The sequence below is a fragment of the Lysobacter sp. M15 genome, from assembly GCF_022662515.1.
In the GTDB taxonomy this organism is placed as follows: Bacteria; Pseudomonadota; Gammaproteobacteria; order Xanthomonadales; family Xanthomonadaceae; genus JAKPBU01.
Map to the genome: position 1 here is coordinate 221,499 of NZ_JAKPBV010000014.1, position 12,859 is coordinate 234,357.

At 67.4% G+C, this 12,859-nt stretch carries 12 protein-coding genes; 5 read left to right on the top strand and 7 right to left on the bottom strand.

The genetic code is table 11. From position 1 onward, the window contains the following. Positions 1-39: 39 nt before the first annotated feature. Both pgeF and rluD read right to left on the bottom strand, forming a co-directional pair. Positions 40-933, bottom strand: coding sequence for a peptidoglycan editing factor PgeF (gene pgeF / locus MC380_RS15145; RefSeq protein ID WP_242165725.1), 894 nt, complete (start codon positions 931-933; stop codon positions 40-42). Next, entirely contained in the window at positions 930-1,913 is a 984-nt protein-coding gene (rluD, locus tag MC380_RS15150; protein WP_242165726.1) for a 23S rRNA pseudouridine(1911/1915/1917) synthase RluD, read from the bottom strand. The genes pgeF and rluD overlap by 4 nt, the downstream gene beginning before the upstream one ends. 90 nt (positions 1,914-2,003) lie before the next feature. Between rluD and MC380_RS15155 the strand changes: the two genes are divergently transcribed. Next, entirely contained in the window at positions 2,004-2,879 is an 876-nt protein-coding gene (locus tag MC380_RS15155; RefSeq protein WP_242165728.1) for an outer membrane protein assembly factor BamD, read from the top strand. Positions 2,880-3,012: 133 nt separating this feature from the next. On the opposite strand, the gene MC380_RS15160 is transcribed toward MC380_RS15155, so the two are convergent. From MC380_RS15160 to sucC, 5 genes are all read right to left on the bottom strand, one after another. Beyond that, positions 3,013-4,668, bottom strand: coding sequence for an NAD+ synthase (locus MC380_RS15160; protein WP_242165730.1), 1,656 nt, complete (start codon positions 4,666-4,668; stop codon positions 3,013-3,015). Positions 4,669-4,672: 4 nt separating this feature from the next. After that, the gene (locus tag MC380_RS15165; protein ID WP_242102808.1) at positions 4,673-4,993 is read right to left on the bottom strand and encodes a CcdB family protein; all 321 of its coding nucleotides are present in this window, start codon (positions 4,991-4,993) and stop codon (positions 4,673-4,675) included. Next, positions 4,993-5,241, bottom strand: coding sequence for a type II toxin-antitoxin system CcdA family antitoxin (locus MC380_RS15170; RefSeq protein WP_242102807.1), 249 nt, complete (start codon positions 5,239-5,241; stop codon positions 4,993-4,995). Before MC380_RS15170 ends, MC380_RS15165 begins: the two co-directional genes overlap by 1 nt. A gap of 167 nt (positions 5,242-5,408) precedes the next feature. After that, a complete protein-coding gene (gene sucD, locus MC380_RS15175) occupies positions 5,409-6,284 on the bottom strand; it encodes a succinate--CoA ligase subunit alpha (RefSeq protein WP_242102806.1) in 876 nt (291 codons plus the stop codon). 159 nt (positions 6,285-6,443) lie between these two features. Further along, on the bottom strand, positions 6,444-7,610 hold the full coding sequence (sucC, locus tag MC380_RS15180; RefSeq protein WP_242102805.1) for an ADP-forming succinate--CoA ligase subunit beta: 1,167 nt from the start codon (positions 7,608-7,610) through the stop codon (positions 6,444-6,446). Between the two features lie 496 nt (positions 7,611-8,106). Here sucC and MC380_RS15185 point away from each other — a divergent pair, with 496 nt between their 5' ends. The 4 genes from MC380_RS15185 to MC380_RS17965 all read left to right on the top strand — a co-directional run bounded on the left by MC380_RS15185 (position 8,107) and on the right by MC380_RS17965 (position 12,743). Next, the gene (locus MC380_RS15185) at positions 8,107-9,714 is read left to right on the top strand and encodes a HAMP domain-containing sensor histidine kinase (RefSeq protein WP_242165732.1); all 1,608 of its coding nucleotides are present in this window, start codon (positions 8,107-8,109) and stop codon (positions 9,712-9,714) included. Positions 9,715-9,776: 62 nt separating this feature from the next. Beyond that, positions 9,777-11,189: a sigma-54 dependent transcriptional regulator gene (locus MC380_RS15190; protein ID WP_242102803.1), complete on the top strand. Its 1,413-nt coding sequence runs from the start codon at positions 9,777-9,779 to the stop codon at positions 11,187-11,189. Between the two features lie 119 nt (positions 11,190-11,308). Next, the gene (locus MC380_RS15195) at positions 11,309-12,022 is read left to right on the top strand and encodes a hypothetical protein (protein ID WP_242165734.1); all 714 of its coding nucleotides are present in this window, start codon (positions 11,309-11,311) and stop codon (positions 12,020-12,022) included. Positions 12,023-12,320: 298 nt separating this feature from the next. Further along, entirely contained in the window at positions 12,321-12,743 is a 423-nt protein-coding gene (locus MC380_RS17965; protein ID WP_277929988.1) for a prepilin-type N-terminal cleavage/methylation domain-containing protein, read from the top strand. Positions 12,744-12,859 lie beyond the last annotated feature (116 nt).

Below are 12,859 nucleotides of genomic sequence, written 5' to 3' on the forward strand. Positions count from 1 at the left end.
TGCGCCTGCGGGCGTTTGCGTACGCTCTCAGCAATGCCCTTACGTGCGCCAGACCACGGTCGCCATGCGTCCAGTGCGCTGGTCGCGACGGTGCGAATAGAAGGCGGCCCGATCGGAAATCGTGCACAGCCCGCCGCCGTGGATGTCGTGCACGCCGGCGGCGAGCAGACGCTGTCTGGCCAGCGCATACAGGTCGACGTGCCAGTGATCGCGACGGGTTGCGATGAAGGCGTGGGCCGCAGCAGGATGAGGCGCGACGAACGCCTCGAAGACCTCTTCCCCGACTTCATAGGCCTGCGGGCCGGCAGCCGGCCCGAGCCAAGCGGTCACGGCAGCTGGGGGCGTATGCATGGCGGCAACGGTGGCTTCCAGCACGCCCTTCGCAAGCCCGCGCCAGCCCGCGTGCGCAGCCGCGATCTCGCTGCCATCGGCGGCGGCGAACACCACCGGCAGGCAGTCGGCGGTGAGGATCGCCAGCACCACGCCCGGCGTGGAGGTGACGGCTGCGTCGGCCTCGGGTTCGGCGTCCGTCTCGCTCAGTTCCAGGCCCGGCAGGAGCGACGTCAGTCGCGAGCTTTCGCCGGCCTCTTCCGGAAGGTCTCCTCCGGCAGAGGTCTGTGTGGTTCGGGGTGGAGGGCTCGCGACTGATGTCGCTCCTGCATGGGGCGCTCCTGCAAGGGTCGTCAGCCGCACCACACCGGTGCCATGCACCTGGCGCAGCCAGCACGGCGCGGCGGGCAGGCCGTAGGCTTCGACCAGGGCGCGGCGGTTGGCTTCCACGGTGAGCGGATCGTCGCCGCAGCGCGAGCCGAGGTTGAAACGGTCGAATGGCGGCGCCGAGACCCCCGGGCCGGAGCGCAACGTGGTGAATGCATGCACGCCCGGCGGAGTCGGCCAGTTCGCTTGGAGCACGCCCGAGCCGCGTTCGCTCACCGCCGCTCCGCGTGATCGGCCGCGTCCTGGCGCAAGGCCCGCATCAGCTGCTGCATGTCTTCGGGCACCGGCGCAGTGCACCGCACCGGCGCGCCGCTGACCGGATGCGCGAACTCCAGGGTCTCGGCATGCAACGCCTGGCGGCGGAAACCGCGCAGTACGCCGACCAGTTCGTCCGAGGCGCCCTTGGGCAGCTTCAGCGCGCCGCCGTACAGCGGATCGCCGAGGATCGGATGCTTCAGGTGCTGCATATGCACCCGGATCTGGTGGGTGCGGCCCGTTTCCAGCCGGCATTCGAGCGCAGTGTGGGCGCGATAGCGCTCGCGCAGGCGATAGTGGGTGGTCGCATCGCGTCCGTCCTCGCGCACCGCCATGCGCACGCGATCGCGCGGGTGGCGGTCGATCGGCGCGCTGATGCTGCCGCCGGAAACCAACGCACCCATGACGATCGCAAGGTACTGGCGGTGCACGTCACGCTCGGACAGCTGCGCCACCAGCGAGGTGTGCGCAGGCAGCGTACGCGCCACCACCATCACGCCGGAGGTGTCCTTGTCCAGGCGGTGCACGATGCCCGCGCGCGGCAGCGCGGCCAGGGCCGGATCGAAGTGCAGCAGCGCATTGACCAGAGTGCCGCCGGGGTTGCCGGCACCCGGATGCACGACCAGGCCGGCGGGCTTGTCGAGCACGATCACATCGGCGTCCTGGTAGAGCACCGACAGCGGGATGTCCTCGGGCGCGTCGTGGCTCTGGGTTTCGAGCACCACCTGCAGGCTGACCAGCTCGCCGCCGCGCACCGGATCGCGGGGACGCGCCTGATGGCCATCGAGCAGGGCCGCGCCGGATTTGATCCATTCCGACAGCCGCGAGCGCGAATACTCGGGGAACAGCTCGGCCAGGACCGCGTCGAAACGGCGACCGGCGGCGCTGTCCGGGACCTGCTGGGTGCGCGCCGGCTGCGCAGGGAGTTCGGGTGTGCTCATCGTTTCCGGTTCAGGGCGCGGCAGGTGGCCCGCGCAAGGGGACTGCTATTATCCGGCCTTCGTGCCCCCGGCGCCCTCGCCTTCGAGCCCATGACCCCACGCTTCCGCTTTGACCGTCAGCTGCTGCCCCGCTTTGTGCTGATGGCAGTGCTGGTTTCCGTTTTCGCGGTATCCGGCTGCTCGCGGATCAAGGGAATGTTCAAGGACGAGGACGCGAACGAGGGCCTGCCCGTCGAAACCCTCTACAACAAGGGCCACGAGTCGATGATCGACGGCAACTGGAGCCGCGCGGTCGAGACCTACAAACGCCTGGTGGCGCAGTACCCCTACGGCTCCTACACCGAACAGGCGCTGGTGGAAACCGCCTATGCCCAGTTCAAGATGGGCAGCAACGACGAGGCCATCTCGTCGATCGACCGTTTCCTCCGCACCTATCCCACCCACCGCAACACCGCCTACATGTACTACCTGCGCGGACTGGTGAATTCCAGCCGCGACACGGTGTTCCTGCAGAAGGTCTGGAAGCTCGACGCGAGCCGTCGCGACCTGGCCACGCCGATGCAGGCCCACAACGACTTCAGCATCGTCACCTCGCGCTATCCCAACAGCCGGTATGCGACCGATGCGCGTGAGCGCATGCAGGCGCTGCGGAATATGTTCGCGCGCCACGAGATGGAAGCCTCGCTCTACTACCTGCGCCGCGGCGCCTATGTCGCCGCCGCGAATCGGGCTAAGTATCTGGTCGAAACCTATCCGCAGACCCAGTTCCAGAATGATGCGGTCGCCGTCATGGGCGAGGCCTATACCCAGCTCGGCAACAAGACCCTGGCCGACGACGCGCGCCGCGTGCTGCAGCTGAACGAGCCCAGCCACCCGTGGCTGAGCGGCGACTGGCCGGACTACCCCTCGAAGTTCCGCAAGCTCAATCCATTCGCGGGCGAGAAGTCGGCGTTGGACAACAACTGAGCCGGGGCGTAATGCTCCGCGTGACGCTCAACGCCGCCTCCAGGCGGCGTTCGCGTTTGTAGGGGAACAGCGTAGGTCGGCCCTACGTGGCCGACGCACGCATGAAACCGACCGTCGGGGACGTAGCCCCGACCTACGCAGGATATTTGTTGGTGATGGGGTAACGCCGCTCACGCCCGAAGGCACGGCGTGAGACCTTCGGTCCCGGTGCGGCCTGGTGCCGTTTCCACTCGCTGATCCGCACGAGGCGCAGCACCTTATCCACCGTGCCTGGGTCGAATCCGGCGGCGACGATGTCGTCGCGCGACTGCTCCTGGTCCACGTGCCGCAGCAGGATCGCATCGAGCACATCGTAGGGCGGCAGCGAGTCCTGGTCGGTCTGGTTCTCGCGCAGTTCTGCCGACGGCGGTCGCGAAATCACCGCCTCGGGAATGACCGGTGACCCGGCAATCGCATTGCGCCACCTGGCCAGCGCGAACACCTCGGTCTTGTACAGGTCCTTGATCGGCGCATAACCGCCGCACATATCGCCGTAGATGGTGGCGTAGCCGACCGCGTATTCGCTCTTGTTGCCGGTGGTCAGCAGCAGGCCGCCGAACTTGTTGGACAGCGCCATCAGCAGCGCGCCGCGGGTGCGCGACTGCAGGTTTTCCTCGGTGGTGTCCGGCGCATGGCCCTCGAAGGTCTGTGAGAGCGCGTCCAGAAAGCCCTGGAACGGCCGCTCGATGGGCAATGCCATGAGCCGCACACCCAGCGCGTCGCACTGCTCCTGGGCCAGGTCGTTGGACATCCCCGCGGTATAGCGCGAGGGCATGCGCACGGCAGTGACGTTGTCCGCGCCCAGGGCATCGACGGCGACCGCCAGCACCAGCGACGAGTCGATCCCACCCGACAGGCCCAGCCAGACCTTGCCGAAGCCGTTCTTGGCGCAATAGTCGCGGGTGCCGCGCACGATCGCGCGCCAGGCCAGGGACTCGCGACCCTCGTCCTTTTCGGCCGGCCAGGCCACGGGCGTGAACTTGCGCGTAGCCGGATCGTAGTCGGCCACCAACCAGTGGTCCTCGAACGCGCACGCGGCGGCATGCACCAGGCCGTCGCCATCGGCCAGCACCGAGGCGCCGTCGAACACCAGCGCATCCTGCCCGCCGACCGCGTTGAGGTAGGCGATGGCCACCTTCGTCTCGGCCACCCGCTGCGCCAGCAGCGCGTCGCGCTGGGCATGTTTGTCGCGCTCGAACGGCGAGGCATTGGGCACCAGCACCAGCTGCGCGCCGGCGGCCACGGTTTTCGCCAGCGGTTCGGCGAACCACAGGTCTTCGCAGATCACCAGGCCGACCGTCACGCTCCCATTAGAAGCGCGGCTGGCGACATCGAACACGCACGATTCGTCGTCCGGATCGACATCGAAGTAGCGACGCTCGTCGAACACCGCGTAATTGGGCAGTTCGCGCTTGCGATAGGTCGCCGCGATGGCCCCGTCGCGCAGAACGCTGGCGGCGTTGTAGGTCACCGCGCCGGCGGACTGTGGCCAACCGACCACCGCCACGATGCCCGTGACACCAGCGGCGATGCCCTGCAGCGCGGCCTCGCAGTCGCGCAGGAACGAAGGGCGAATCAGCAAGTCCTCGGGCGGATATCCCGACAGCGCCAGTTCGGGGAACAGCACCAGATCGGCGCCGTGCACATCGCGCGCCTGGACGATGAAATCCGCGATCCGTCGCGCGTTGCCGGCGATATCGCCGACCGGGAAGTCGAACTGGGCCAGGGCGATGCGAAGGGAAGCAGACATCGGCTCAGATTCCCGAGATCAACAGATCGAGCGCCGCGAACATGACGCCGCGTTCGGACCCAAGATCGGCTTCAAGCGCACCAAGATCGGCCAGTTCCACTGCGCTCAGCAACGGTGTCATCAGTACGTGGGCCTTGCCGTTGACGTCGATGAGTGGAGCCAGCGACGAGATCGGCGGTGGGTGCCGGTCGCCCGACGCCGGCACCATCGGTACGACGATGCGGGTGCCGGTCTCGCTGATCAGATCGCTCTGCACATTCAGCAGCAGTGGATACGCAGAGCGCGTGGCTGCATTCCGATTCCGGTAAACGCAAAACTGGCGCATCACCGCTTGCGGAACATCGAGCTCAGTACGCCGTGTTCGGCCACCCAGGCGTTGTAGCCCTCGATCGCGCCGCGGTTTTCCTCCCGCCAACGCTCGCGCTTGCGGGCACGGACTTCCGCTTCCAGCGCGCGTTCCAGCGTTGCGGACAGGTTGATGTCCAGCGCCTTGGCGGCCTCCAGCAGGCCCTGATTGATGCTGACGTTGGTCGCACGCTTGCCATAGCCTGCGTAGTCTTCGCGGATGCGCATGGGCGGCCCTCCCGTATGCGCATGGAATATGCGCATCAATCTGGCGCATGTCAACAGAACACGTCCCTGGCAAGAAGCCGTCCGGACGTGGCGTCAGGCCGTTTGTAGGAGCGGCACTTTGCCGCGACTGGGGTCGCGCCGAAGCGGCGCTCCTACAAAGCTTCCGGTTACCCCGCCAATCGCTTGGCGATCGCCGCGCCCAGATCGCCGGGCGACTTGACCGTGGTGACGCCGGCCTGCTCCAGCGCGGCGAACTTGCCTTCCGCGGTGCCCGCGCCGCCCGAGGCGATGGCGCCTGCATGGCCCATGCGCTTGCCTTTGGGCGCCGACGCGCCGGCGATGAAGCCGACCACCGGCTTGGTCACGTGCTCGGCGATGAACTCGGCCGCTTCCTCTTCCGCCGAGCCGCCGATCTCGCCGACCAGGATGATGCCCTCGGTTTGAGGATCGTCCTGGAACAGCTTGAGCGCATCGATGAAGTTGGTGCCGTTGATCGGGTCGCCGCCGATACCGATGCAGGTCGACTGACCAAGACCGACGTCGGTGGTCTGCTTCACCGCTTCATACGTGAGCGTGCCCGAACGCGAGACGATGCCGATCTTGCCGGGCTTGTGGATGTGGCCGGGCATGATCCCGATCTTGCATTCGCCCGGGGTGATCACGCCGGGGCAGTTGGGGCCGATCAGGACCACGTCGTCGTAGCCCTTCAGCGTGTTCTTGACCCGCAGCATGTCCAGCACCGGGATGCCCTCGGTGATGCACACGATCACCCGGATGCCGGCATCGGCCGCCTCCAGGATCGCGTCGGCCGCGAACGGCGGCGGTACGTAGATCACCGAGGCATCGGCGCCGGTTTCGGCGACCGCATCGGCGACCGTGTTGAACACGGGCAGGCCCAGGTGCTCGGTGCCGCCCTTGCCCGGGGTGACGCCGCCGACGACCTTGGTGCCGTATTCGAGCATCTGTTCGGCGTGGAAAGTGCCCTGCTGGCCGGTGAAGCCCTGCACGATCACTTTGGTGTTCTTGTTGATCAGGACGGACATTTCTTGGAGTTCCTTCGTATTCGGATGTCGATTGCTTCGGCCGCATCGGACAAGGAATGAAACTCCTTGTCCGTCAGGGCATGCCTCCACAACCCCCACCCCGCCGCTGCGCGCCGGGGTCGCCCCCTTGACTCAAGGGGGCTGGAAAATCGGCTCGCGTCAGGCAGCCTTGGCTGCGGCAACGGCCTTCTTCGCGCCGTCGTTGATGTCGTCGGCCGGAGTGATGGCCAGGCCGCTGTTCTTCAGCAGGGCCTTGCCCTCCTCCACGTTGGTGCCTTCCAGGCGCACGATCACCGGCACCTTGACGTCGACTTCCTTGACCGCGGCGATGATGCCCTCGGCGATCATGTCGCAACGGACGATGCCGCCGAAGATGTTGACGAAGATCGCCTTCACGCCCGAATCGGACAGGATCAGCTTGAACGCCTCGGTCACGCGCTCCTTGTTGGCGCCGCCGCCGACGTCGAGGAAGTTGGCAGGCGTGCCGCCCTCGAGCTTGATCACGTCCATCGTGGCCATGGCCAGGCCCGCGCCGTTGACCATGCAGCCGATGTCGCCGTCCATGGTGACGTAGTTGAGGTCGTGCTGGCTGGCCTTGACCTCGGTCTCGTCCTCCTGGCGGATGTCGCGCATCGCCACCAGTTCCGGATGGCGGAAGCTGGCGTTGTCGTCGGAATTGATCTTGCCGTCGAGCACGGCCAGGTCGCCGTTCTTCAGGATCGCCAGCGGGTTGAGTTCCACCAGCGCCAGGTCCTTTTCGTTGAACAGCTTGTACAGGCCCAGCATGATCTTGCTCAGCTGGTTCACCTGCTTGGCGGTGAGCCCTAAGGCGAAGCCGAGCTCGCGGGTCTGGTAGGGCTGCAGCCCCTGCACGAAGTTCACGTTGAGGGTCTTGATCGCGTCGGGATTCTCCACCGCGGTCTTCTCGATCTCCACGCCGCCATCGCTGGAGGCGATGAAGGTCACCGACTGCGTCGCGCGGTCGACCAGCACCGACAGGTACAGCTCCTTGGCGATGTCGGTGGCCTGGGTCACCAGCACGCTGTCGACCGGCAGCTCGACGCCGGCGGTCTGGTAGGTGGCCATCTTCGTGCCGAGCATGCCCTTGGCGTATTCGCGCACCTCGTCCAAGGTCTTGGCCAGTTTCACCCCACCGGCCTTGCCGCGGCCGCCGGCGTGGATCTGCGCCTTGACCACCCAGAAGTCGCCGCCGATCGCCTTGGCGGCGTCGACCGCCTCGTCGGCGGTACGGGCCACGCGTCCTGCGGGGACTGCGATGCCGTAGTCGCCGAACAGCTGTTTCGCCTGATATTCGTGGAAATTCATTGCTCACCGGGAGAGAAGGAAGGCACGCCGCGCGCTACGGGCGCCGGGCAGGCCGGCGCGGGGTGCGGGCGGGAGGGGTACCGCGTTGGAACCGGCATTTTCGCCCAGATTGCGGCAGCGCGGCAAAATCTGTCGCCGGGCATGCAGTAGGCCCCGTATGAGAGCGACTTCGTGGGAGCGGCTTCAGCCGCGAATGCCTTTCTGGCCAGGGGCCAATGCCTTTTCTGGCCCAAGCAAGAGCAATCGCGATCAAGAGCCTGCCCCGGACTTGATCCGGGGGCGCTCCCACGGGGCGGCCGCCACAATCGTGGGAGCGGCTTCAGCCGCGAATGCCTTTCTGGCCAGGGACCAATGCCTTTCCTGGCCCAAGCAAGAGCAATCGCGACCAAGGTCGCTCCCACAGAGGGCGCTGCCACAAAGTCGCTCCCATAGGCGGCCGAGCCGATCCCACGCCCACTCCCTGCCTATACTCCGCCGACCCCGTACGGATCGCCCCGTGGCCCGACGCACCGCCGAAGCGCTGCCCCTGGATGAGTCCGTGCGCCGGGAGGTGTACTTCTTCGGCCTATACCGGCTGCTGGAAGCGGCGCTGCTGGCGCTGATCTTCTTCGGCCCGGAAAGCGCGCTGTTCGGTACTCCACGGCTGCCGCAGCTCGGCGCAGCGGTCACCCTGTTCTACCTGCCGGCATCGCTGGCATTGATGTTCTGGGCACACCAGGGCCGCGCGCTGCGCTGGTACGTGCTGGTCGGCACCGCCGTGGACATCGGCGTCGCCACCCTGGCCGCGCACGCGCACCCGGCGGCGGCATCGGGCATCGCGATGATGCTGCTGTTCAACGTCGGCTCGGCCTCGCTGCTGCTGCCGCTGCGTTACGGCATGTCCGCGGCGATGCTGGCGGCGGCGGCGCTGCTGGGCGAGTACATCTGGAACCGCGTCATGGATCCAGGCGCCGCGCAGCCGTTCGCCGAGCGGCTGATGTTCGCGGTGAGCTACGGCGCGTTCGCGGGGCTGACCTGGCTGCTCGGACGGCAGATGCGCACGCAGCAGGCGCTGGCGGCGCGGCGCGGCGCCGAAGTGGCCGACATGGCCGCGCTCAACGAGCTGATCATCCGCCGCATGCGCACCGGCGTACTGCTGGTGGACGCCAACCGCCAGATCCGCATGGTCAACGAAGCCGCGCTGCTGCTGCTCGGCCAGTCGGGCCGGGACATGAGCGGCAGCGACCTGGCGCAGGTGTCGCCGCCGCTGGCCGAGCGCCTGGCTGCCTGGCGCCGCGACCACGATCCCGACCACCCGCCGCTGGCGCTGGGCGACGACCAGATCGAGGTGCTGCCGCGGTTCGTGCAGCTCATGGCGTCCAGCCAGAGCACGCTGGTGTTCCTGGACGATGCCTCGGTGCTCTCGCGTCGCGCCGAATCGCTCACCCTGGCCGCCATGGGCCGCTTCTCGGCCAGCCTGGCGCACGAGATCCGCAACCCGCTGGCCGCGATCAGCTATGCCACCCAGCTGCTCGAGGAATCGCGCGAGATCGGCGACGCCGATCGCCGCCTGCTGCAGATCGTGCACCAGCAGTGCCAGCGCACCAACGGCATCGTCGAGAGCGTGCTCAGCCTGGCCCGGCGCGAACGCGCCAACCCCGAGCACGTCGACCTGGCGCAGTTCGTGCGCCGCTTCGTCGAGGACTACCGCCAGGTGCTGCCCGAGGACAACGGCAGCCTCAAGGCCACCGGGCCCAGCAAGCCCGTGCCGGCCATGGTCGACCCCCGCCACCTGCAGCAGGTGCTGACCGTGCTGGTGCAGAACGCGCTGACCCACGGCTACCTGCCCGGCCAGGCACCGCGGGTATCGGTGAACGTGCACGTGCTGGACGGCGCTCCGGTCATCGACGTGCTCGACCGTGGCCCAGGCATCCCGTCCGGCGTGCTGACGCAGCTGTTCCGCCCTTTCTTCACCACCTCCGAAACGGGCACCGGGCTGGGCCTCTACATCGCCCGCGAGCTGTGCCACGCCAACCAGGCCAGCCTGGACTATGTGGGCGCGGCCGGCGGGGGCGGCTGTTTCCGGGTCACGTTGTCGGCACCGCAGGGCCTGCTGACGGGGTGATTGCGCATTGATGACGCAAAGCGTCACACTTTGCCCCATCCCCCAAGGCGAAGGTCGCGTCCATGACTGCACCCCGCAGCGTCCTGATCGTCGACGACGAACGCGATATCCGTGAACTGCTGGTGCTCACCCTGGGACGCATGGGCCTGCGCACCGACACCGCCGCCACCCTGGCCGAGGCCCGCGCCCAGCTGGCCAGCGGCAACTACGATCTGTGCCTCACCGACATGCGCCTGCCCGATGGCAGCGGGCTGGACCTGATCGCCGAGATCTCCAGCCAGCACCCGCAGCTGCCGGTGGCCATGATCACCGCCTTCGGCAACGTCGAAGCCGCGGTGGAAGCGCTCAAGGCCGGCGCCTTCGACTTCCTCAGCAAGCCCGTGGACCTGAACGTGCTGCGCGACCTGGTGCAGCGCGCGCTGGACCTGGGCCTGAAGGTGCCGACCGGCAACGGCATCGCGCGCGTGGGCCGGCTCACCGGCAACTCCCCGGCCATGCAGCAGCTGCGCGACACCGTGGCCAAGGTCTCACGCAGCCAGGCGCCGGTGCACATCAGCGGCGAGTCGGGCGTGGGCAAGGAGCTGGTGGCGCGCACCATCCACAACGAAGGCGGACGCGCCAGCGGCCCGTTCGTGCCGGTCAACTGCGGCGCGATCCCGGCCGAACTGATGGAAAGCGAGTTCTTCGGCCACAAGAAAGGCAGCTTCACCGGGGCCCACGTCGATAAGACCGGCCTGTTCCAGGCCGCCAATGGCGGCACCCTGTTCCTGGACGAGATCGCCGAGCTGCCGCTGCCGATGCAAGTCAAGCTGCTGCGCGCGATCCAGGAAAAATCGGTGCGCCCGGTCGGCGCGCAGGCTGAGGTGCCGGTGGACGTGCGCCTGCTCTCGGCCACCCACAAGGACCTCTCCGCGCTGGTCGCCGACGGCCGTTTCCGCCACGACCTGTACTACCGCATCAACGTGATCGAGATGCGCGTGCCGCCGCTGCGCGAGCGCGGCGAGGATCTCAAGCCGCTCGCCGACGAGATCCTGCTGCGCCTCTCGCGGCCGGGCCAGCCCGCGCCGACCCTGGGCGAAGACGCGCTGGAAGCGCTGCGCAGGTATCCCTTCCCCGGCAACGTGCGCGAGCTGGAGAACATCCTCGAGCGCGCCCTGGCCATGGCCGACGATGCCCGCATCGGCGCCAGCGACCTGCGCCTGCCCCTGGCCGCGCCCGTGCCCGGCAGCCAGACCCAGCCGGCGGCCGGCCCCGCTGCGCCGCAACCGCAGCCGGCCGCCGCCTCCGACCCGCGCACGCTCAGCCCCTACGACACCGCCAGCAGCCGCCTGCCCGAATACATGGAACTGCTCGAACGCAAGGCGATCGAACAGGCCCTGCAGGACAATCGCTACAACAAGACCAAGACCGCCAGCGCCCTGGGCATCACCTTCCGCGCGCTGCGCTACAAGCTGAAGAAGCTGGGTATCGACTGAGTCTTCTGGGCACGCGTTGGCGTAACGCTCGCTGCACTGTAGGCGGATCAGCGCGCTTCACCTGCACGCGCCCGTTGCGTTAGATTTCCGCGCCAGCACGGGGGTAAAGGAGGTCAGTGATGGCGCAACTGCACGCGCCCGCATCTCGCTGGTCCGCATCCGGCCTGCACGCCGCGATCAGCTTGGTGGTCATCGGTACGATCGCGGTCGCCGCGGTCCTGTGGTGGTTCCCGGCGGGCTTGTGGCACCTGTCCGGAGTGCAGCGCCTGTTCGGCATCATGATCGGTGCCGACGTGGTGCTTGGCCCGCTGCTGACCCTGCTGGTGTATCGCCGCGGCAAGCCCGGCATGCGCCTCGACCTCTGGGTCATCGCCCTGGCGCAGGCCGCTTTCCTGGCCTACGGCGTGCACACGCTGTGGCTCAATCGCCCCCTGGTTCTGGCGGGGAGCCAACAGGCGTTTGCGTTGGTGTTCGCCAGCGAACTGCCAGACGACGCTCCCGCGCGGATGGCGAAGGTAGGATGGCCGCGTTTCCACCGGCATGGCCCCTGGTTGGTGGGTGTGGACCTGTCGAGTCCGGTCGCACGCGAGGAATTCCTGTTCGCCTACATGGCCGGCAACAGCGGGCCCCTGCGCGATCCCGACCTCTACATCCCCTACGACCGCATTGCCAATGACGTATTGGGCAAGGCGAGGGCGCCCGACAAGGCACTAAGTAGCCAACTGCCGGAGCCGAATGGCGTGCGCACCATCGCCGCGTTCTCGCTCCGGGTGGGTGGTGGAGTGATGCTGCTCGACGCCCGCACCGGGCACCCATTGCGCGTGGTCCGTTGACTCAAGTGCGCCGATGCCGACGCGGCAAGCGTCTTGCGACCGACGCAAACCATCCAACGCGGTGACGCCATACTGCCGTCTCACGTCACAAGACGACGCTCTGGGGCACCTGTCATTATCCGTTCAGAATCGAACCGTGACCCAACTCACGGATTCAACGCGACCTGCACCATGCCTCTGCGTTTGGCACGCGTTCTGCGTCCGTATCCCTGCACGTGCGGCGTCGCACGGCTACCCGATGGACCGGCGATACCGGCGACCGGGCACGTGAAGTTCAACAACTCCTAGGGGAAACACCATGAAGAAGATGCAGCAGGGCTTCACCCTGATCGAACTGATGATCGTGGTTGCGATCATCGCCATCCTGGCGGCCATCGCGCTGCCGGCTTACCGCGACTACACCGTCAAGGCCAAGGTCACCAATGCCATCGGCGGCCTCGCCGGCGAGAAGATCAAGGTTGGCGAGAACTTTGGGGCAGGCGCTGCCTTGACGAACGCTGCACTTTGCGCCGGCGTTGCAAAGTGCACCGGTCTGGGCCAACTCGTTGGCCGCAACACCAGCGATGGTGTCGATGCTGCAGCGAACTGGGTCGAAGTAACCCTGACGCCGTCCTTCCCGTCCGGCCCCGCCGGCCGCATCATGTGGGAATGCGAACCGACGGACTCCGACGGCATCGATTTCAGCGCCACCAACACCCCCACCGACTGCCCGGCGCCGTAATCTGCAGATCCAAGAGTTCTTCGCGTCTTGCAAAGCCCCGGTACATCCGGGGCTTTGTCTTTGGGACCACATCAAGTGCGCGGCCTGCTAGCTTGGTACACACTCATGACGCTACT